Source organism: Pseudomonas sp. CJQ_9 (genome assembly GCF_043106615.1).
GTDB lineage: Bacteria > Pseudomonadota > Gammaproteobacteria > Pseudomonadales > Pseudomonadaceae > Aquipseudomonas > Aquipseudomonas juntendi.
The window spans coordinates 1-20,523 of the sequence record NZ_JBICMS010000077.1 but is presented as its reverse complement, the minus strand read 5'-3'; the positions used below and the strand labels follow the sequence as shown (position 1 = coordinate 20,523).

Below are 20,523 nucleotides of genomic sequence, written 5' to 3'. Positions count from 1 at the left end.
CATGGCCTTGTCCCCCCTCAACCGACGACGCTTCGAGCGCTTCAAGGCCAACCGCCGTGGCTGGTGGTCGCTGTGGCTGTTCCTGAGCCTGTTCGGCCTCAGCCTAGGTGCCGAACTGATCGCCAACGACAAACCGATTGCCGTGCGCTACGACGGCCAGTGGTACTTCCCCGCCTTCAAGCGCTACCCGGAAACCACGTTCGGCGGCGAATTCCCGCTGGAAGCCAACTACAAGAGCCCCTACATCCGCGAGCTACTGGCCAAGAAAGACAGCTTCGTGCTGTGGGCGCCGATCCCGTTCAGCTACCAGAGCATCAACTACGACCTGCGCGTTCCGGCCCCGGCACCGCCCTCGGCGGACAACTGGCTAGGCACCGACGACCAAGGCCGCGATGTGCTGGCGCGGGTGATCTACGGCTTCCGCATATCGGTGCTGTTCGCCCTGACCCTGACCGTGGCCAGCTCCATCATCGGCGTCCTCGCCGGCGCCTTGCAGGGCTTTTATGGCGGTTGGGTCGACCTGGCCGGGCAACGCTTTCTGGAAATCTGGTCGGGGCTGCCGGTGCTGTACCTGCTGATCATTCTTGCCAGCTTCGTGCAGCCGAACTTCTGGTGGCTGCTGGGCATCATGCTGTTGTTTTCCTGGATGAGCCTGGTCGACGTGGTACGCGCCGAGTTCCTGCGCGGCCGCAACCTGGAGTACGTGCGTGCCGCCCGAGCCCTGGGCATGCGCAATGGCGCAATCATGTACCGGCACATCCTGCCCAACGCCATGATCTCGACCATGACCTTCATGCCGTTCATTCTCACCGGCGCCATCGGTACCCTCACGGCCCTGGACTTCCTCGGCTTCGGCCTGCCCGCCGGTTCGCCCTCGCTGGGCGAGCTGGTGGCCCAGGGCAAGTCCAACCTGCAGGCACCCTGGCTGGGCATCAGCGCCTTTGCGGTGCTGGCGCTGATGCTGAGCCTGCTGGTATTCATCGGCGAATCCGCCCGCGACGCCTTCGACCCGAGGAAGTGACATGAGTGAACAGAACCTGATCGAAGTGCGCGACCTGGTCGTCGAGTTTGTAACCGGCGACCAAGTCAACCGGGTGGTCGATGGCATCAGTTTCGACATCCGCAAAGGCGAGACGCTGGCGCTGGTCGGTGAAAGCGGCTCGGGCAAGTCGGTGACAGCGCACTCGATCCTGCGCCTGCTGCCCTACCCCTTGGCCCAGCACCCCCGCGGCAGCATCCACCATGAAGGCAAGGACTTGCTGCAGCAGAACGAAAAAACCCTGCAGCGCATTCGCGGCAACCGCATTGCGATGATCTTCCAGGAGCCGATGACGTCGCTGAACCCGCTGCACTGCATCGAAAAGCAGATCAACGAAATCCTTCTGCTGCACAAGGGCCTGACCGGCAAGCAAGCCACTGCGCGCACCCTGGAGCTGCTGGAAATGGTCGGCATCCCGGAGCCACGCAAACGCCTCAAGGCCCTGCCCCACGAGCTGTCCGGCGGGCAACGCCAGCGGGTGATGATCGCCATGGCCTTGGCCAACGAGCCGGAACTGCTGATTGCCGACGAACCGACCACGGCGCTGGATGTGACCGTGCAGCTGAAAATTCTCGACCTGCTCAAGGAACTGCAGGCACGCCTGGGCATGGCGCTGCTGCTGATCAGCCATGACCTGAACCTGGTGCGGCGCATTGCCCACCGCGTGTGCGTGATGCAGCGCGGGCAGATTGTCGAGCAGGCTGACTGCGCGACCCTGTTCAGCGCGCCGCAACACCCCTACACGCAGATGCTGATCAATGCCGAGCCCAGCGGGCTGCCGGCGCATAACCCGGTAGGCGCGCCGCTGCTGCAAGTCGATGAGCTCAAGGTCTGGTTCCCGATCAAGAAGGGCCTGCTGCGGCGTACCGTCGACCATGTCAAGGCAGTGAACGGGGTCAACTTCAGTTTGCCGCAGGGGCAAACGCTGGGCATCGTCGGGGAGTCCGGGTCGGGCAAGTCGACATTGGGCCTGGCGATCCTGCGGCTGATTGCCAGCCAGGGGGGTATCCGCTTCCATGGGCAAGACCTGCAGGGGATGAACCAGAAAGCCGTGCGCCCGTTACGGCGCGAGATGCAGGTGGTCTTCCAGGACCCCTTCGGCAGCCTCAGCCCGCGCATGTGCGTGGCAGACATCGTTGGGGAAGGCTTGCGCATTCACGGTATCGGCAATGCCCAGGAGCAGGAAGCGGCCATCATTGCGGCGCTGGAGGAGGTTGGGCTCGACCCGGGTACCCGGCACCGCTATCCGCATGAGTTTTCGGGTGGGCAGCGCCAGCGCATTGCCATCGCCCGGGCACTGGTGCTCAAGCCGGCGCTGATTCTACTGGATGAGCCAACCTCGGCGCTGGACCGCACGGTGCAGCGCCAGGTGGTGGAGTTGCTGCGTAATCTGCAGCAAAAATACAACCTCACTTACCTGTTCATCAGCCATGACCTGGCGGTGGTCAGGGCACTGAGCCATCAGTTGATGGTGATCAAGCATGGGCAGGTGGTTGAACAAGGGGATGCCCAGGCAATCTTCCATGCACCGCAGCATCCGTATACCCGGCAGCTATTGGAGGCGGCGTTTCTGGAGGTGGAGCCTTCGTGAAGCCGCCCTGGGGTGATGCGAGCCTGGGCGGCGAGTTGCCCGCTGCCTGGCTACAGGTCTTCGCTCACCCGCCCAACGGCCGCCACCACTTGCCTGGCACCGGTCTGAATACCGCCTATGGCCGTACTCACCTGGGTAACAAAATCCACCGCGTTGGCCGCTTCCTGGCGGCTGCGCTCAACCTCGCTGACCGCCTGGTTAGCCAGCAGGTGATTGTGCGCGACCACCGCATCGATCTCGGCCGTGGCGGTGCTGGTGCGCCCGGCCAGCTTGCGCACTTCATCGGCCACCACGGCGAAGCCGCGCCCCTGGTCGCCGGCGCGCGCAGCTTCGATCGCGGCATTCAGGGCCAGCAGGTTGGTCTGCGACGCAATGGCCCCAATGGTCTGCACGATCGTACTGATGACCGTCGACTGTTGACCCAGGGCAGCGATGGTATCGCCGGCGCAGTGTAATTGGCTCGCCACGTTTTGCATGGCCTGCTGCATGCCCTGCATCACCGTGACACCATCGCTGGCGCTGGCGTCCGTGCGCCGGGAAATGTCCAGCGCCATGTTGGCCGCCTGCCTTACCGCCTGTTCACGCTCGACCTGGGCGGTCACGACCGTGGCGAACTTGACCACTTTCACCAGCTTGCCGCTGGCATCATGGACCGGGTTGTAGCTGGCCTCCAGCCAGATCTCGCGCCCTTGGCTGTCAATACGCCGGAATCGCCCGGTCACGTACCGGCCAGCATTGAGCGTGCGCCAAAACGCCGTATATTCGGCACTGGCGGTTTCCTTGGCATCACAGAAGATTCGATGATGTTGGCCGACCAGCTGCTCCAGGCGGTAGCCCATGGCGGCGAGAAACATCGGGTTGGCAGCCTGCACCCTGCCGTCCAGGCCGAACTGGATCATCGCCGTGGAACGCAGCAAGGCCTCGAGCAACGCCTGGCTTTCCAGCCCAGGCGCGGCCAGCCACTGTTGCAGGGGCATGCCCACGACATCGCCCGGCGCGGCGCCGAGTGCCTGGGCAAAACCCGCGGTGCACTCCGCGATACGGTTCTGCGCGTCCAGGCGCAGCATGGGACCCTGCTCGAGTTCGGCCAGGCGCTGACGCAGTTGCACGAGCTCGGCCTGTTGCGCTGCCAGTGCAGTTTTGAGGTGGCGATTAAACATCAATAAGACCTGCGATGTTATGCATCATGAATGGAAATCAGGCGACAGACACTTTCTGTTGAGTGTCGTGAAACCACGCCTTGAAAACGGCTACAGGCATCGGTCTGGCGATGAAATAGCCCTGCGCTTCAACGCAGCCCCAGGCACAGGCCTGGACCAGCTGTTCGGCGGTCTCGATCCCCTCGGCGGCCACCTGATAGCCCAGTTCGTTGGCCAGCCCTGCCACCGACTGGACCAACAATGCTTCACGCGTGCCCGAAGCGGCGCGGTGTACCAGCGACCTGTCGAGCTTGACGATGCTGGCGGGGATTTGCGTCAGGTAAACCCAGTTGCTGTAGCCCGTGCCGAAGTCATCGATGGCAATGACGATGCCTGCCTGGTGCGCGCGCAGCAGTTGCTGCAGCACTTCTTCGGGCTGTTCGATCAAGACACTCTCGGTGAACTCGAGCTGTACCCGCTGCGGCTCGATGGCCTGGGCCTGCAAGCTGTGCAGCAGTGCATCCATGAACCCTGCGCTTTCCAGGTCGCGCGCGGTGACGTTGAAGCTGAGACTGAAATCCAGGTCCCGGGTACAGGCCAGCACGCGCAAGGCTGCGCGCATCACCCAAAGGCTGAGGCTGGTCATGAGCGCGGTTTTTTCAGCCAAAGGAATGAACTCTGCCGGGGCCACCTCGCCCAGCAACGGGTGGCGCCAGCGCAGCAAGGCTTCGGCAGAACAGCATCGGCCCGAAGGCAGCTCGATCCGCGGTTGCAGGTGCAGGCTCAGTTCATCGTCGCTCTGCAGCGCCTGGGTCAACGACGCCAGCAACAGGAACGCCCGGCGTTGCGCAGCGTCCACTTCCGGCTCGTACCACCCATGCCGGCCAGGCCTGCGCCGCGCGGTATCTGCTGCCGCAACTGCCCGGCGCATCCACTCCATGCCGTCACGGTCTTCGCCCTGCTGCGTGATAGGGGCAATGCCGATACCGGCGTCCAGCAACACCGGAATCTGGTGGCATTGCGCAGGCGCCTGAAGGGCGTCGACAATCCGTTCGCACAACGGCTCTACGTCGTCTGCGTCTTCCAGCAGCACACCGAAGCGGGTGGGGCTGATCTTGTACAACGACAGGCCGTTATCCAACTGGCTGGCGATGCGCGCCTTGGCCTGCAACGTCAGGTCGTGGGCGAAGTTGTAACCCAGGCCGCGGATGATATCGCTGAGGGCCTCGGCGGCCATGATGTCCACCGCCAGCAGGGTCAGCGACTTGCCGCGGTCCAGGCCCGCTACCACATCACATTCGAGCTTTAGGCGGTTGAACAGGCCGGTGGCCTGGTCGTGAAAATTGTTGCGACGCATGCCGGCGATGATGTGCATGGCCATTTCGCTGAAGGATGTCAGCATCGACCGTTGCGCCTCATCGAGGGCGGGCCGAGGGGCGGTATCAATGATGCAGAAACTGCCGATGGCCACCCGGCTGTCGACCAGCAGCGGGGCCCCGCAATAATAGCGAATGCCGGGCTCACCCGTGACCAGAGGGTTGTCGGCAAAACGCGGATCCAGGGCAGCGTCCAGCACTTCCAGTGGCTGCGCCTGCAAAATGGTGTGTGCACAGAACGAAACATCCCGTGGGGTGGCATCGGCGGCCAGCCCGGCCTTGGCCGTGAACCATTGCTCACACTCCCCTACGATCGAAACCAGGCAGATCGGCATGGAAAAGTAGCGGCGGGCCATCTCGACCAGCGCAGTAAGTTCGCAGCTCTGCGGCTGGTGCAATACGCACCATTCTGCGATCTTCGCCAAACGGTCGGGTTCATTGGTCGGAACGGGGGCAACTTTCATGACATCTCACCTGTCCCACGCGGACCCAAGCATAGAGTAATAGCACTACGCTACATCAATACTTGTACAGAGAGAAATTTTTGTACAACTATTCGTATTATATTTCGACAAACGGTGCGGCAGCAGCACCTGTTTCCTAAGAGATCAGGCCATCAGGGAAGTTCACCACTCCCGTTTCACGGGCTGGAATACCCGCGCTCAGGTTGTACAAGCCACGCTGAGGATCATCAGAAAAATTGACGACGATCGTCTTTAGTCATCAGCCAGCTAGCGCATAAAGTCGCTCCGTCCACCCGCCTCAACGGTAGAGCCCATGTCCAGTCACCACCCAACTGCCTCCCCTGCCCTCCACCTGCTGGTTCAGCGCTCCAGCTTGCCAGGCCCCGTGCTCGGCACCACCCAGGCGCAAAGCCTGCTACAGGCCCATTACGGCCTGACGGGCGAGTTGTCGGCCCTTGGCAGCCAACAGGACCTGAACTTGCGCGTGGTCGCGCCGCAAGGCAGCTTCGTGCTCAAGGCGTGCCATGGCAGCTATGCCCAGGTCGAACTGGAGGCCCAGCATGCGGCCCTCGCCTACCTGCGCGAGCATGGCCTGCCTGTGCCAGGCGTGCGCCGGGCACTCAGCGGCGAAGCCTTGCTGGCCCTGGACGTCGAAGCGCAACCACTGCGGGTAAGGCTGCTGGAATACATCGAGGGGCAACCGCTGACGCGCCTTGCCCACCTCCCGGCGCAACTGATGGCCGAACTGGGCGGCCTCTGCGCAAAGCTTGACCAGGCCTTGGCCGGTTTTGACCACCCTGGCCTTGAGCGCACCCTGCAATGGGATCCCAAGCATGCGCAAACGCTGATAGAGCACTTGCTTCCCGTGCTGAACGATGCCGACCAGCGCCGCCGTATCGCACAGGCCACCGCCGTGGCTGCCGAACACCTGGCCCCCCTGATCGGCAGCCTGCCAAGCCAAGCCGTGCACCTGGACATCACCGACGACAACACCGTGTGGGCGCGCGACGACCAGCGCCAGTGGCAACTGCGAGGGCTGATCGACTTCGGCGACCTGCTACGTACCTGGCGCATCGCCGACCTGTCGGTAACCTGTGCGGCGCTGCTGCACCACGCCGAAGGCGACCCGCTGCGGATCCTCCCGGCGGTCAGTGCCTACCAGGCCCTCAACCCACTGACCCATGCCGAGTTGCACGCCCTGTGGCCATTGGTACTGAACCGCGCCGCCGTACTGGTGCTGAGCAGCGCACAGCAGTTGGCAGTGGACCCAGACAACCAGTACACCCGCGACAATGTCGCCCATGAGTGGGAAATTTTCGACACCGCCACCGCCGTGCCCTTCGCCCTGATGCAGGCAGCGATCCTGCGGGCTGCCGGGTTGCCGGTCGCCACGCCAGACATGAGCGGCTGCGCGCCGCTGCTTCCCGAACTGCAAGGGCAGGCGGTGCACCGGCTCGACCTCGGCGTGCTCAGTGCGCACTATGAGGCGGGCAACTGGGAGCAACCTGGCTTCGACCAGCACCTGCTCACCCGGCAACCTGCCCCGGCCTGCACCCTCTACGGGCAATATCGCCTGTCGCAAACCCATATCGACCGCGCCGCAGAACCGGCCACTTGCGCCCTGGGCGTAGAACTGCATGTGCCCCACGCCAGCCTGCTCCAGGCACCGGCGGCCGGCACCTGGCAGCGCCATGGCGATACTGGCGGCTGCCTGCGTACTGCGCGCTGGGCCTTGTGGCTGCAAGGCCTGCAAGATGCGCCAGCCGCTGGCCAGGCCGTGGCCCAGGGCCAGGCGCTGGGCCGTAGTTGCGGCGTGCTTCGCGTGCAAGTGTGCCTGGGCACCGACACCCAGCCACCTTTCTTCGCCACCCCGTCCCATGCCGATGCCTGGCTGGCCCTGTGCCCTTCCCCCGCGCCGCTGCTGGGCCTGGACTGCGATGCCGAGCCACTGCCTGACCCACAGGCCCTGCTGGCCCGTCGCGACGCCAGCTTCGCGCGCTCGCAGAAACACTACTACGCGCAGCCACCCCACATCGAACGTGGCTGGCGCAACTACCTGTTCGACATGCAAGGCCGCGCTTACCTCGACATGCTCAACAACGTTGCGGTATTGGGCCACGGCCACCCGCGCATGGTCGCCGAGTCGGCGCGGCAGTGGTCGTTGCTCAATACCAACTCGCGCTTTCACTACGCGGCCGTCACCGAATTTTCCGAACGTTTGCTGAAGCTGGTACCCGAAGGCTTCGACCGGGTTTTCATGGTCAACAGCGGCACCGAAGCCAACGACCTGGCGATACGGCTGGCCTGGGCCTACAGCGGCGGGCGCGACCTGCTCAGCGTGTTGGAGGCCTACCACGGCTGGTCGGTGGCCACCGATGCCATCTCCACGTCGATCGCCGACAACCCGCAGGCGTTGCACACCCGCCCGGACTGGGTGCACCCGGTCGAGGCGCCGAATACCTTCCGCGGCCGCTACCGTGGCGCCGACAGCGCAGCAGACTACCTGCGCGATGTCGACACCAAGCTGGCCGACCTCGATGCCCGTGGCCGACAGCTGGCCGGCATCATCTGCGAACCGGTGTACGGCAATGCCGGTGGCATCGCGCTGCCAGCGGGGTACCTGCGCGAGGCCTATGCCAAGGTCCGGGCCAGGGGCGGTGTGTGCATCGCCGACGAGGTCCAGGTCGGTTACGGCCGCCTGGGTGAATACTTCTGGGGCTTCGAGCAGCAAGGCGTGGTGCCCGACATCATCACCATGGCCAAGGGCATGGGTAACGGCCAGCCGCTGGGGGTGGTCATTACCCGCCGCGAAATTGCCGAAGCACTGGAGGCCGAGGGCTATTTCTTCTCCTCTGCCGGTGGCAGCCCGGTCAGTTGCCGCATTGGCATGGCAGTACTGGACGTGATGCAGGAAGAAGGCCTGTGGGACAACGCCCGCGACACCGGGCGCTATTTCAAGGCGCGCCTGCAGGCGCTGGTCGACAAGCATCCGCTGGCCGGCGCCGCGCATGGCTCGGGCCTCTACCTGGGCCTGGAACTGGTGCGCGACCGCGAAACACTGGAGCCGGCGACGCAAGAAACCCAGCTGCTCTGCGACAGGCTGCGGGAACTGGGTATCTTCATGCAACCCACAGGGGATTACCTGAACATTCTCAAGATCAAGCCGCCAATGTGCACCAGCCAGGCCAGCGTGGATTACTTCGTAGACAGTATCGACCGGGTTCTGACTGAAGGGCTGTAGCGGCTCACTCTCCGCGAGATCGAGCGCCGCGCCAGCGGCGCTTCGCAGGTAACCCCACGCCCACTTGGCCGGGCCGTTTTCGGGCGCGCAAAAGCGCACCACCATGGCGCACGTCCTCCATCGCGCCTCAAAAAAGCGCGGCAGCAGTACGCAATTACCCACCCCGCTTCATGCTCGTTGACATCCCCTCACAAACGCCAACGTTTGCGTCTAGCCTGCACGCCTTCTAATGTGACCAGCGGGTCACCTTTTCCGCCTTTTCTCTCCTACACTCGGGTTTCGGCCCGCGATTTGCTCAATGGAAGAGTGACGAAAATAAGTCGAACTTTACGGAACGCGGGCAGGTCAGGAACTAAGTAGGCCAAACGCAACGGGATCTCCCAGCTTCGGCCACCACCCCTACCCGCTCAAACGCCTTCGGCCGGAACGCCGAGAGCGCGGTGCCTGCGCGCACGACCTTGGGGCATGGAAAGCAGTACGTATTCAGCAAGCAGAGAGAACCAGTACGAAACAACGCCACGGGTGCCAGCACCCGGCAAGCATAGGGACGGAGAGAAGTATGATCAGTGCCGCTGTCGAGCCACACGTAAACACCTTCACCACCGATAAGCGCGAACCGCTCACCCCGGATTTCGCCACGACAGCCAAGGCACCCGGCGCCCAGCGCCAGCACAACCCCAACAAGCGCAAGATTCTGTTCGTGACCTCGGAAATCGCCGACCTGGTCAAGACAGGCGGCCTGGGTGACGTGTCTGCAGCGCTGCCGCGCGCCCTGGCGCACCTGCACGATGTTCGGGTATTGATCCCGGGCTACCCGCAGGTGGTCGAAAGCGACAACCCGATCCATATCGTCGGCGAACTGGGCGGCCACGCAGCCTTGCCGCCATGCAAGATCGGCCGCATGGACATGCCCGACGGCCTGGTCATCTATGTGCTCATCTGCCCCGAACTGTACCAGCGCGACGGCACCCCCTATGGCGCCAACAACGGTCGCGACTGGCCAGACAACCACATCCGTTTCGCTCGCCTTGGCCTGGCTGCTGCGGAAATCGCAGCCGGCGAAGGCATGATCCACTGGAAGCCTGAAGTGGTGCATGCGCATGACTGGCCTGCCGGCCTGGCGCCAGCCTACATGCACTGGCGCGGCCTCAACACGCCAACCCTGTTCACCATCCACAACCTGGCCTACCAAGGCGTGTACAGCCGTGGGTGCAGCCCCGAACTGGCCATCCCGGAACATGCCATGCAGCAGGAAGGGATGGAGTTCTACGGCAAGCTGTCGTTCCTCAAGGCTGGCCTTGCCTACTCCAGCCACATCACCACGGTCAGCGCCACCTATGCGCGGGAAATCACCACCCCGGAATTCGGCTGCGGCCTGGATGGCTTCCTCGCCAGCAAAGCCCAGCAAGGCCTGCTTGGCGGCATCCCCAACGGTATCGACGAAAGCTGGGATTCGGCCACCGACAAGCACTTGCAGCACAACTTCAGCATCAATGACTGGGAAGGCAAGGCACGCAACACCCAGGAAGTGCGCCAACTGTTCGGCCTGGACGACTCCGAAGGCCCACTGTTCGCAGTGGTTTCGCGCCTGGTTTACCAGAAAGGCCTGGACCTGACCTTGGGCGTGGCCGACTACATCGTCGAACAGGGCGGGCAGATTGCGATCATCGGCCGTGGCGAGCCGGAGGAAGAACAGGCCATGCGCGAGCTTGCGCTGCGCCACCCAGGCCGTATCGGGGTACGCATCGGCTTCAACGAAACCGACGCCCGGCGCATGTTCGCCGGCAGTGATTTCCTGCTGATGCCCTCACGCTACGAGCCCTGCGGGCTCAGCCAGATGTATGCCCAGCGCTTTGGCTCGCTGCCAGTGGCGCGCAACACCGGCGGCCTGGCCGACACCATCGAGTGCGGGGTCACGGGCTTCCTGTTCAACGAGTCGACCGTCGACAGCTACCGCGAAGCGCTTGCCCGCGCCTTCTATGTATATGGCAAGAAGGACCTGCTCAACGCCATGCGCTGCCTGTCGATGACCCAGCCGTTCAACTGGTGCCAGGCGGTAGAACCCTACGCCCGGCTGTACGAAGACCTGGTCAAGCAAGCACAACTGAGCCACTACTGAGCGAGGGCAGGAAGATGCACAGGCATGGCGCACACTTGCTGGACGCCACGTCGGCGCGCTTCGCCCTCTGGGCACCCGATGCGCGCAGCGTGAGCGTGGAACTGGAGCAGCAGCCGGCTATCGCCCTGCTGCTCGATGAACACGGTTGGTTCAGCGGCGTGGCGCCCTGCCAGGCCGGCGACCGTTACCACTTTCGAATTGATGATGAACTGCAGGTGGCCGACCCGGCGTCGCGCTACCAGCCTACTGGCGTGCACGGCCCCAGCCAGGTGGTGGATGTGGCCAGCTACCCCTGGCAGCACCCGTGGCTAGGCCGCCCCTGGCACGAGGCGGTCATTCAGGAACTGCATGTGGGGCTGCTCGATGGCTACCAAGGCGTAGCCCGGCAACTGCCGAAGCTGGCCGCGCTGGGTATCAGCGCAATAGAGCTGATGCCCCTGGGGCAGTTCCCCGGCGAGCGCAACTGGGGCTACGACGGTGTATTGCCCTATGCCCCGCAGCACACCTACGGCAGCCCAGAGCAACTGTGCGCGTTGGTCGACCAGGCCCATGGTGAAAAACTGATGGTGCTGGTGGACGTGGTGTACAACCACTTCGGCCCCGACGGCAATTACCTGCACAAGTATGCCAGCCCGTTCTTCCGGGAAGACCGGCAGACGCCTTGGGGCGCGGCCATCGACTTTCGCCGCCCGCAGGTGCGCGAATACTTTATCCAGAACGCACTGATGTGGCTGTGCGACTACCGCTGCGACGGCCTGCGCCTGGATGCCGTACATGCCATCGACCAACCCGATTTTCTGGTGGAACTGGCCGACCGCGTGCGTGCCGCAGTGGAGCCCGGCCGCCACGTGTGGCTGGTGCTGGAGAACGAGCACAACCAGGCCACCCTGTTGCAACAGGGCTTCGACGCGCAGTGGAACGATGACGGCCACAACGCCCTGCATGTGCTGCTCACCGGCGAGACCGAAGGGTATTATGCCGACTACAAGGACCGCCCCATCGACCAGTTGGCACGCTGCCTGGCCGAAGGCTTCGTGTTCCAGGGCCAGGCCAACCGCCACGGTACGCCGCGCGGCGAACCCAGCGCGCATCTGCCACCCAGTGCCTTCGTACTGTTCTTGCAGAACCACGATCAGGTTGGCAACCGCGCACTGGGCGAGCGCCTGACCCGCCTGTGCCCACCGCCGGCGCTGCGCGCTGCCACCACCTTGCTCCTGATGGCACCGATGATCCCCCTGCTGTTCATGGGTGACGAAGAAGGCAGTTGCCAGCCCTTCCTGTTCTTTACCGACTTCCACGACGAACTGGCCGATGCAGTGCGCGAAGGCCGCCGTGGCGAGTTCGCCCATTTCAAGGCCTTCGCTGACCCCGAGCAGCGCGAGCACATCCCCGACCCCAACGCCGAACAGACCTATGCCGCATCGCGCCCTTACAGCAAGCAGGTGCTGGCCGGCTGGCATGGCCTGTATCAGCAGTTGCTGGACCTGCGCCGCCACCATGTGATCCCGTACCTGCCTGGCAGCTGCGCGCTGGGCGCCGAGGTGCACGGTGACAAGGCAGTGACCGCACGCTGGCGACTGGGCAATGGCAACACCTTGCGCATCGACCTGAACCTGGCCGACAGCCCGCAGCTGGTCGAGCTGCCGCCACCGCCTTTGCGGTTGTTCGACAGCGGCGATGCTCGCCACCCCGACAGCCAACTGGCGGCGTACAGTTGCGTGGTCAGCCTGCTTCCCCCTACCCAGGAGCGCCCATGAGCGAAACCGCCCTGCACCGCTTGGCGAACCGCGTCGGGCTTAGCCGTGACTGGATCGACGCCAATGACCGCCTTCAGCGCGTGAGCGACCACGTGCTGCGCAACCTGCTCGAAAACCTGGGCCACCCGGCCGGCGACGATGCGGCAATCGCCGCAAGCCTACAGACCCTGGAAGCCGCCGACGACAGTGAACACCTGCCGCCCTTGCTGACGGCCGACCATGGCCAGCCGCTGGACCTGTCGCGCTATTTCAGCGCGGCCAGCGTCGCCCGCTGCACCCTCGAGGACAGCGCCACGCTTGTGCTGGAACTTGACCGGCAGGCGCGCCTGCCCGGTGAACTGCCTGTCGGTTACCACCAGGTCGAGATCGACAGCCGCCGCTTCACGGTGGCCGTAGCGCCGCCCCGTTGCCATAGCCTTGACGACAGCCTTGAGCACAGCGCGCAGCAACCACCCGCGCGCTGCTGGGGGCTGGCGGTTCAGCTGTACAGCCTGCGCCGCCCTGGCGACGGTGGTTATGGCGACTGCCTGGCCCTTGAACAACTGGCCCGCTCGGCCGCAGAGCGCGGCGCCGATGCCCTGGCCATCAGCCCTATCCATGCCCTGTCGGCCATTGACCAAGAACATTACAGCCCCTACTCGCCCTCCAGCCGCCTGCTGCTCAATACCTTGTACGCCAGCCCCGCCGCCCTGCTGGGCGAACGGGAAGTGCGCATGGCCATCGAAGCCTGCGGCCTGGAACAACTGCTGGAAGAGCTGCAGCAGCGCCCGCTGGTCGACTGGCCCCGGGCCGCCAGCGCCCAGCTGCGTGTGCTGGAGGCGCTGTACCAAGGGTTCAGCCAAGGCAGCCACCCGCTGCGCGAGGACTTCGACAGCTTCCGCAAAGCCGCCGGTGAAGCGCTGGAGCATCATTGCCGCTTCGAAGTGCTGCAAGCCCATGCCGTGGAGCATGGCCTGGGCGCCGACTGGCGGCATTGGCCCGCGCCCTGGCAAGACCCCTGTCACCCGCAAGTCCAGGCCATCGCCGAGGCCTACCCGGCCAAGGTGGAGTTCCACGCGTTCTGCCAATGGCTCACCGAGCGTGGCCTGCAACGCGCCCACGAGGCCGCCCGCGGCAACGGCATGAGGGTGGGCCTGATCGCCGACCTGGCAGTTGGCGCCGACGGTGCCGGCAGCCAGGCCTGGAGCCGCCAGGACGAATTGCTGTCGGGCCTGAATGTGGGCGCACCGCCCGACATTCTCAACCGGGCCGGACAGAACTGGGGTATTTGCGCCTTTTCGCCCGAAGGCCTCAAGCGCAACGGCTACCGCGCGTTCATCGAAATGTTGCGGGCCAACCTGGCGCATGCCGGCGGCCTGCGCATCGACCACGTCATGGGCCTGCGTCGGCTGTGGCTGATACCGCAAGGCGCCGAGCCCAGCGAAGGCGCCTACCTCAACTACCCGCTGGAGGACCTGCTGCGGCTACTGGCGCTGGAATCGCTACGCCACCAGGCCATCATCCTTGGTGAAGACCTGGGCACGGTGCCCGCCGGCCTGCGCGAAGCCCTGGCCGAGAAAGCCGTGCTGGGCATGCGCGTGCTGCCTTTCGAGCAGCGCCAGCCTGGGCAGTTCACGCCCATACTCGACTGGCCCGACAACGCCCTGGCCACTACCGGTACACACGACCTGGCGCCCCTGGCCGGCTGGCTGAAAAACCGCGATATCGACTGGAGCCACCGCTTGCAACTCATTGACGCTGCCACCGAACTGCACTGGCGCCACGACCGCCAGAAACAACACGACGGCCTGCGCCGCACCTTGCAGGCCAACTATGGCGTGCTCAAGGACGATGACGCCGTGATCGATGCCGCCATCCGTTATGTGGGCCATACCCGGGCGCCCTTGGTGCTAATACCGCTGGAAGACCTGTTGGGCTGCGACGAGCAACCCAACCTGCCAGGCACCACCGCCGGCCACCCCAACTGGCGCCGGCGCTTCGCCCGCCCGGTGCATGAACTGCTGAATGACGACGATGCCGCGCGGCGCCTGGAGCTGCTTGCCCAAGCCCGCGAACAAGCCTGGGAGCGTGACCGATGAAGCCCTTGAGCGCCACCTTGCGCCTGCAGTTCCACAGTGACTTCACCCTCGACCACGCCGTGCCGCTGGTGCCCTACTTCGCTCAACTGGGCATCAGCCACCTATATGCCTCACCCATCCTCAAGGCCCGTGCCGGTTCACGCCACGGCTACGACGTGGTCGACCCGACCCAGGTCAACCCCGAGCTGGGCGGCGAGGCGGCGTTGCAGCGCCTGGTCGCGGCCTTGCGCCAGCATGGCATGGGGCTGATCCTCGACACCGTGTCCAACCATATGGCGGTAGGCGGTGCGGACAACCCGTGGTGGCAATGCCTGCTGGCCTGGGGCCGGCGTAGCCCGTACGCAGAATTCTTCGACATCCAGTGGCATTCCAGCGATCCGCTGCTGGCCGGGCAATTGCTGTTGCCGTTCCTGGGCAACGACTATGGCGTGTGCTTGAAAAACGGCGAACTCCCGCTGGAGTTCGACAAGGACCGGGGGGTGCTGCAAGTCGCCCACTACCAGCACCGTTTCCCGATTTGCCCGATCGACTACGGCTGGATCCTGGCGCTGAGCCCGGACCCCGCCTTGCAGGCCCTGGCGGAGCACTTCACCGCGCTGGGCGAGGCTGCCACGCCACTGGCTGACGCCCTGCCGTTGCACGCCGAACTGGCGCGCCTGGTACAGCAAGGTGCCGACCTAGAGTCGGCGCTGGTGGCGTTCGACAGCCGTGCCGAAAGCGGCTTTAAACGCCTGCACCTGCTGCTGGAGCGCCAGACTTACCGGCTGGCCAGCTGGCGCACCGCCGCCGACGACATCAACTGGCGGCGCTTCTTCGACATCAACGAATTGGGTGGCCTGCGGGTTGAGCGCGCGGTGGTGTTCGAGGCGACCCACGCCAAGCTCTTCGAGCTGATCGAACGCGGGTTGGTAGACGGCCTGCGCATTGACCATATCGACGGCCTGGCCGACCCGCGCGGCTATTGCCGCAAACTGCGCCGGCGCGTCGACGGCCTGCTGGCCAGTCGGCCGCTGAACGCGGCGGTCGAACACTTCCCGATCTACGTGGAAAAGATTCTCGGCAGCGGCGAACACCTGCACCTCGACTGGCACACCGACGGCACCACTGGCTACGAGTTCATGAACCAGGTGTCGCTGCTGCAGCACGACCCGGCCGGTGAGGCACCGCTGACCGAGTTGTGGGCCAACATCAGCGAGCGCCCGGCCTTTGCTGAAGAAGTGCGCCAGGCGCGCCACCTGGTGCTCAACGCCAGCCTGGCAGGCGACTGCGAGTCGGTAGCCCAGGCGCTGTTGCAGGTCGCCCGCAACGACCTGATGACCCGCGACCTGACCTTGGGCGCGATCCGCCGTGCCTTGCAGGCGCTGGTGGCGCACTATCCGGTGTACCGCACCTACTTCAATGCTTGCGGGCGCCCGGCTGAAGACGAAGTGTTTTTCCAGCAAGCCCTGACCAATGCCCGCCAGGACCTGGCCGAAGCCGACTGGCCGTTGCTCGACCACCTGGAACAATGGCTGGGTGGCCAAGGCTGGCGGCAATTGCCGCCGGGGCGCGCGCGCAAGCAGTTGCGCCATGCCTGCGTGCGCTTCCAGCAACTGACCGCGCCCAGTGCCGCCAAGGCGGTGGAAGACACGGCCTTCTACCGCAGCGCGCGGCTGCTGTCGCGCAACGATGTGGGCTTCGAGGCCGAGCGTTTCAGTGCCCCGATGGCGCACTTCCACAACGAAGCGCAACGGCGCCTGCGCGACTTCCCCGACAACCTGCTGGCCACCGCCACCCATGACCACAAGCGTGGCGAAGATACACGCGCCCGCCTGGCCGTGCTCAGCGAGCGTGGGCCGTGGCTGGCCAGCCGCGTGGAGCACTGGCGCGAGCTGGCGGCGCCGCTGCGTGCGCCGCTGGAGGACGGCCTGGCGCCCAGCCCTGGCGACGAGCTGATGCTGTTGCAGACGCTGCTCGGCAGTTGGCCGCTGGACCTTGACCTGCACGACGCCAACGCCCTGCGCCAATACGCCGACCGCGTGCGCCAGTGGCAGCAAAAGGCCCTGCGCGAGGCCAAGTTGCGCAGCAGCTGGAACGCACCGAACGAAGCCTACGAGGCGGCCTGTGCCCGCTACCTGGACGGTTTGCTGCTGGGCAGTGAAAACCAGCAGTTGCGTCAATCGGTGGCCGATGCCGCACAACTGCTCGCCTGCCCCGGCGCCCTCAATGGCCTGGTGCAGGCCCTGCTGCGCATGACCACCCCGGGCGTGCCCGACCTGTACCAGGGCAACGAATACTGGGACCTGAGCCTGGTCGACCCGGACAACCGCCGCGCCGTGGACTACGCTTTGCGGCGTGCCACCCTGGAAAGTGCCACACCCGTGGCCGAGCTGCTGTCGCACTGGCGCGACGGCCGCCTCAAGCAGGCCTTGGTCGCCCGTGTGCTGGACTGCCGCCAGGCGCACGCCGAGCTGTTCCGCCGCGGTGCCTACCTGCCGCTGACGGTACAGGGCCGGCATGCCGACAAGGTCGTCGCCTTCGCCCGGCTGGGTGAAGGCGAACGCGCCATCGTCGTGGCCCCACGCCTGGCCAACAGCCTGCTCGGCAGCGCGCCAACACCGTTGATCCCGGCACAGAACTGGGACGATACCCGGCTGGTTTTACCGTTTGCCGTATCACCTGCCAACTCGACGGGACTTTTCCCATGCGCGGCGGTCAGCTCATCAAGGGAGCTGATGTTGAGCGCCGTGCTGGCGGAGTTTCCGGTCAACCTGTTGATCCAACAATCTTGAGCATCAGGAGCGTTTCGATGAGTGTCGATGAAAAGCGTATTCGCGAATTTGCCTACCAGATCTGGGAGTCAGAAGGTAAACCCGCCGGCCAGGAAGACCGTCACTGGGAAATGGCCCGCAAGCTGGCCGAGGCCGAGGCCCTGGCGCCAAAAGCCGCACCGCGCAAGCGGGCCCCTGCCAAAGCCAAGCCAGCAGCCCAGCCCAAGCCGCCGGCCGAGCCCAAGGTAGCGGCACTGCCGGGGGTGAAACCCGCGGCGGCGAAGAAGCCACGGGCGGTGAAAAAGCCTACTGCCGGTTAAACCGGTTGCGGCCACTTCGCGGCCTGCCCGCTCCCCCACGATTGCCACACGGCTGGCGGTCATGGCTGACTAAGGGGAGCGGGCGCCACCAAGAGGGCACCAGGGCAGCACAGCATCACCCCATACCTTCCACCACGGCCATTTGAGGATTGCCATGAGCCCCCGTATCCCGAAGAAAACCCGCTCGGTTGCCCCAACCCGCATCCGCGAAGGCCAACCTTTTCCCCTGGGCGCCACCTGGGATGGGCTGGGCGTCAACTTTGCCCTGTTTTCGGCCAATGCCACCAAGGTCGAGCTGTGCCTGTTCGACTCCACCGGCGAGCATGAGCTCGAACGCATCGAGCTGCCTGAATACACTGACGAGATCTACCATGGCTACCTGCCCGATGCGCACCCGGGCCTGGTGTATGGCTACCGCGTCTATGGCCCGTACGAGCCGCAAAACGGTCACCGTTTCAACCCCAACAAACTGCTGATCGACCCTTATGCCAAGCAGCTGGTCGGCGAACTGAAGTGGTCCGAGGCGCTATTTGGCTACACCATCGGCCACCCCGACGACGACCTGTCGTTCGATGAACGTGACAGCGCCCCCTTCGTGCCCAAGTGCAAGGTGATCGACCCGGCCTTCACCTGGGGCCGTGACGAGCGGGTCCAGGTACCCTGGGAGCGCACCATCCTCTATGAGGCGCACACCCGCGGCATCAGCATGCGCCACCCCGCCGTGCCGGAGGAGCTGCGCGGTACCTTCGCCGGCTTGGCCAACGACGAATTGCTCAAGCACATCAAGGACCTGGGTGTTTCCAGTATCGAGTTGCTGCCGATTCACGCGTTCGTCAATGACCAGCACCTGCTGGACAAGGGGCTGAACAACTACTGGGGCTACAACAGCATTGCCTTTTTCGCCCCCCACCCGCGCTACCTGGCCAGCGGCAAGATCGCCGAGTTCAAGGAGATGGTCGCGCACCTGCACGACGCCGGGCTGGAGGTGATTCTCGATGTGGTCTACAACCACACCGCCGAGGGCAACGAGCGCGGTCCGACCCTGTCTATGCGCGGTATCGACAACGCCTCGTACTACCGCCTGATGCCGGATGACAAGCGCTACTACATCAACGACTCCGGCACCGGCAACACCCTGGACCTGAGCCACCCCTGCGTGCTGCAACTGGTCACCGACTCGCTGCGCTACTGGGCCGGCGAAATGCACGTGGACGGCTTCCGCTTCGACTTGGCGACCATCCTTGGCCGGTACCATGACGGCTATAGCGAGCGCCACGGCTTCCTCGTGGCCTGCCGCCAAGACCCGATGCTGAGCCAGGTCAAACTGATTGCCGAGCCGTGGGACTGCGGGCCAGGCGGCTACCAGGTGGGCAACTTCGCCCCCGGCTGGGCCGAATGGAACGACCGCTTCCGCGACACCGTGCGCGCCTTCTGGAAAGGCGATGAAGGCCAGCTGGCCGACTTTGCCGCGCGCATGACGGCCTCGGGCGACATGTTCAACAACCGCGGCCGCCGGCCGTACTCCTCGGTGAACTTCATCACCGCCCATGACGGTTTTACCTTGCGCGACCTGGTGTCGTACAACCACAAGCACAACGAGGACAACGACGAGAACAACCAGGACGGTACCGACAACAACCTGTCGTGGAACTGCGGCGCCGAAGGGCCGACCGAAGACCCGGCCGTGAACGCCCTGCGCATGCGCCAGATGCGCAACTTCTTCGCCACTTTGCTGCTGGCCCAGGGCACGCCGATGATCGTGGCGGGCGACGAGTTTAGCCGCACCCAGCACGGCAACAACAATGCCTACTGCCAGGACAGTGAGATCGGCTGGATCAACTGGGACCTCGACGAGGAAGGCAAAGAGCTGCTGGCCTTCGTCAAGCGCCTTACTCGCCTGCGCCTCACCTACCCGGTACTGCGCCGCTCGCGGTTCCTGGTTGGCGATTACAACGAAGCGATCGGGGTCAAGGACGTGACCTGGCTGGCGCCGGATGGCGGCGAGATGACCGTGGAGCAGTGGGAAGACCCGCACGGCCGCTGCCTGGGCATGCTGATCGATGGCCGCGCGCAGGTCAGCGGTATTGCCCGGCCCGGCGCCGAGGCAACCGTGCTGCTGATCGTCAACTCGCACCATGATGTGGTGCCGTTCAAGCTGCCGACAGTGCCGGATGGCGATCACTGGAACTGCCTGATCGACACTGACCGGCCCGAACTGCGCAAGGGCCAGCACCTGCAGTTCGACAGCACCTTCGAGGTGAAGGGGCGCTCCATGGTGTTGATGGTGTTGCAACGCGAAGACGAGTGAACCGGGTAGGCGCGGTGGGCAGTGCCCGCCGCGGCCTCTTCAGTGCATGTGAGATCGAGCGCCGCCCACGCGGCGCATCGTGATGCTTTGCTCGCTCCGTTTGTTTCGGGCCAGTTATGCCTGTGGAATTTGTGCGCGAACGCCCTGGCGCCCACCACGATATCGCGTCGTAAAAACAAGGCGGTCGCGCGCGTCTGGCACAGGCAATACTGGCCCGAAACAAACGAGCGGGTTCACCCGCGAAGGGGCCGGGCCTGCTGGCCAATATCTCCTGGGTATTCACCGTTGCCGCCACCACCGTATTCGTGGCTAAAGCCACTCCTACATTGGGCGGTGGTGCC

At 64.8% G+C, this 20,523-nt stretch carries 10 protein-coding genes and 2 pseudogenes; 9 read left to right on the top strand and 3 right to left on the bottom strand.

All coding sequences use genetic code 11. The features are described from left to right. Position 1 precedes the first annotated feature (1 nt). A complete protein-coding gene (locus ACF8SD_RS15305; RefSeq protein ID WP_392484670.1) occupies positions 2-1,021 on the top strand; it encodes an ABC transporter permease in 1,020 nt (339 codons plus the stop codon). A gap of 1 nt (position 1,022) precedes the next feature. Next, positions 1,023-2,630, top strand: coding sequence for an ABC transporter ATP-binding protein (locus tag ACF8SD_RS15300; RefSeq protein ID WP_173890230.1), 1,608 nt, complete (start codon positions 1,023-1,025; stop codon positions 2,628-2,630). A 50-nt stretch (positions 2,631-2,680) separates the two neighbouring features. Here ACF8SD_RS15300 and ACF8SD_RS15295 read toward each other — a convergent pair. The 3 genes and pseudogenes from ACF8SD_RS15295 to ACF8SD_RS15285 form a co-directional block, all read right to left on the bottom strand. Continuing rightward, a pseudogene (locus tag ACF8SD_RS15295) lies at positions 2,681-3,115 on the bottom strand (methyl-accepting chemotaxis protein); the annotation flags it as partial. Between the two features lie 99 nt (positions 3,116-3,214). Next, positions 3,215-3,607, bottom strand: a pseudogene (locus ACF8SD_RS15290) (PAS domain-containing protein); the annotation flags it as partial. Between the two features lie 220 nt (positions 3,608-3,827). Further along, positions 3,828-5,609, bottom strand: a complete 1,782-nt coding sequence (locus ACF8SD_RS15285) for a sensor domain-containing phosphodiesterase (protein ID WP_173890234.1) — start codon at positions 5,607-5,609, stop codon at positions 3,828-3,830. Between the two features lie 313 nt (positions 5,610-5,922). Between ACF8SD_RS15285 and ACF8SD_RS15280 the strand changes: the two genes are divergently transcribed. The 7 genes from ACF8SD_RS15280 to glgX all read left to right on the top strand — a co-directional run bounded on the left by ACF8SD_RS15280 (position 5,923) and on the right by glgX (position 20,182). Then, a complete protein-coding gene (locus ACF8SD_RS15280; RefSeq protein ID WP_392484669.1) occupies positions 5,923-8,850 on the top strand; it encodes an aminotransferase in 2,928 nt (975 codons plus the stop codon). Positions 8,851-9,409: 559 nt separating this feature from the next. Beyond that, positions 9,410-10,969 carry a glycogen synthase GlgA gene (gene glgA / locus ACF8SD_RS15275; RefSeq protein ID WP_392484668.1) on the top strand — a complete coding sequence of 520 codons (1,560 nt, stop codon included), beginning with the start codon at positions 9,410-9,412 and terminating at the stop codon, positions 10,967-10,969. Between the two features lie 14 nt (positions 10,970-10,983). Beyond that, the gene (treZ, locus tag ACF8SD_RS15270; RefSeq protein WP_392484667.1) at positions 10,984-12,726 is read left to right on the top strand and encodes a malto-oligosyltrehalose trehalohydrolase; all 1,743 of its coding nucleotides are present in this window, start codon (positions 10,984-10,986) and stop codon (positions 12,724-12,726) included. Further along, complete coding sequence (gene malQ, locus ACF8SD_RS15265) at positions 12,723-14,804, top strand: 4-alpha-glucanotransferase (protein WP_392484666.1); 2,082 nt, start codon at positions 12,723-12,725, stop codon at positions 14,802-14,804. The genes treZ and malQ overlap by 4 nt, the downstream gene beginning before the upstream one ends. After that, a complete protein-coding gene (locus tag ACF8SD_RS15260; RefSeq protein WP_392484665.1) occupies positions 14,801-17,575 on the top strand; it encodes a malto-oligosyltrehalose synthase in 2,775 nt (924 codons plus the stop codon). The genes malQ and ACF8SD_RS15260 overlap by 4 nt, the downstream gene beginning before the upstream one ends. Before the next feature lie 17 nt (positions 17,576-17,592). Continuing rightward, positions 17,593-17,874, top strand: a complete 282-nt coding sequence (locus ACF8SD_RS15255; protein ID WP_173890246.1) for a DUF2934 domain-containing protein — start codon at positions 17,593-17,595, stop codon at positions 17,872-17,874. A 154-nt stretch (positions 17,875-18,028) separates the two neighbouring features. Further along, positions 18,029-20,182, top strand: a complete 2,154-nt coding sequence (glgX, locus tag ACF8SD_RS15250) for a glycogen debranching protein GlgX (protein ID WP_173890248.1) — start codon at positions 18,029-18,031, stop codon at positions 20,180-20,182. Positions 20,183-20,523: the final 341 nt, after the last annotated feature.

Bases quoted from the DNA above. Each gene is read 5' to 3' on its own strand.
- ACF8SD_RS15300 (WP_173890230.1), top strand. From the start codon at position 1,023: ATGAGTGAACAGAACCTGATCGAAGTGCGCGACCTGGTCGTCGAGTTT.
- ACF8SD_RS15280 (WP_392484669.1), top strand. From the start codon at position 5,923: ATGTCCAGTCACCACCCAACTGCCTCCCCTGCCCTCCACCTGCTGGTT.
- treZ (WP_392484667.1), top strand. From the start codon at position 10,984: ATGCACAGGCATGGCGCACACTTGCTGGACGCCACGTCGGCGCGCTTC.
- ACF8SD_RS15305 (WP_392484670.1), top strand. From the start codon at position 2: ATGGCCTTGTCCCCCCTCAACCGACGACGCTTCGAGCGCTTCAAGGCC.
- ACF8SD_RS15285 (WP_173890234.1), bottom strand. From the start codon at position 5,609: ATGAAAGTTGCCCCCGTTCCGACCAATGAACCCGACCGTTTGGCGAAG.
- malQ (WP_392484666.1), top strand. From the start codon at position 12,723: ATGAGCGAAACCGCCCTGCACCGCTTGGCGAACCGCGTCGGGCTTAGC.
- glgA (WP_392484668.1), top strand. From the start codon at position 9,410: ATGATCAGTGCCGCTGTCGAGCCACACGTAAACACCTTCACCACCGAT.
- glgX (WP_173890248.1), top strand. From the start codon at position 18,029: ATGAGCCCCCGTATCCCGAAGAAAACCCGCTCGGTTGCCCCAACCCGC.
- ACF8SD_RS15255 (WP_173890246.1), top strand. From the start codon at position 17,593: ATGAGTGTCGATGAAAAGCGTATTCGCGAATTTGCCTACCAGATCTGG.
- ACF8SD_RS15260 (WP_392484665.1), top strand. From the start codon at position 14,801: ATGAAGCCCTTGAGCGCCACCTTGCGCCTGCAGTTCCACAGTGACTTC.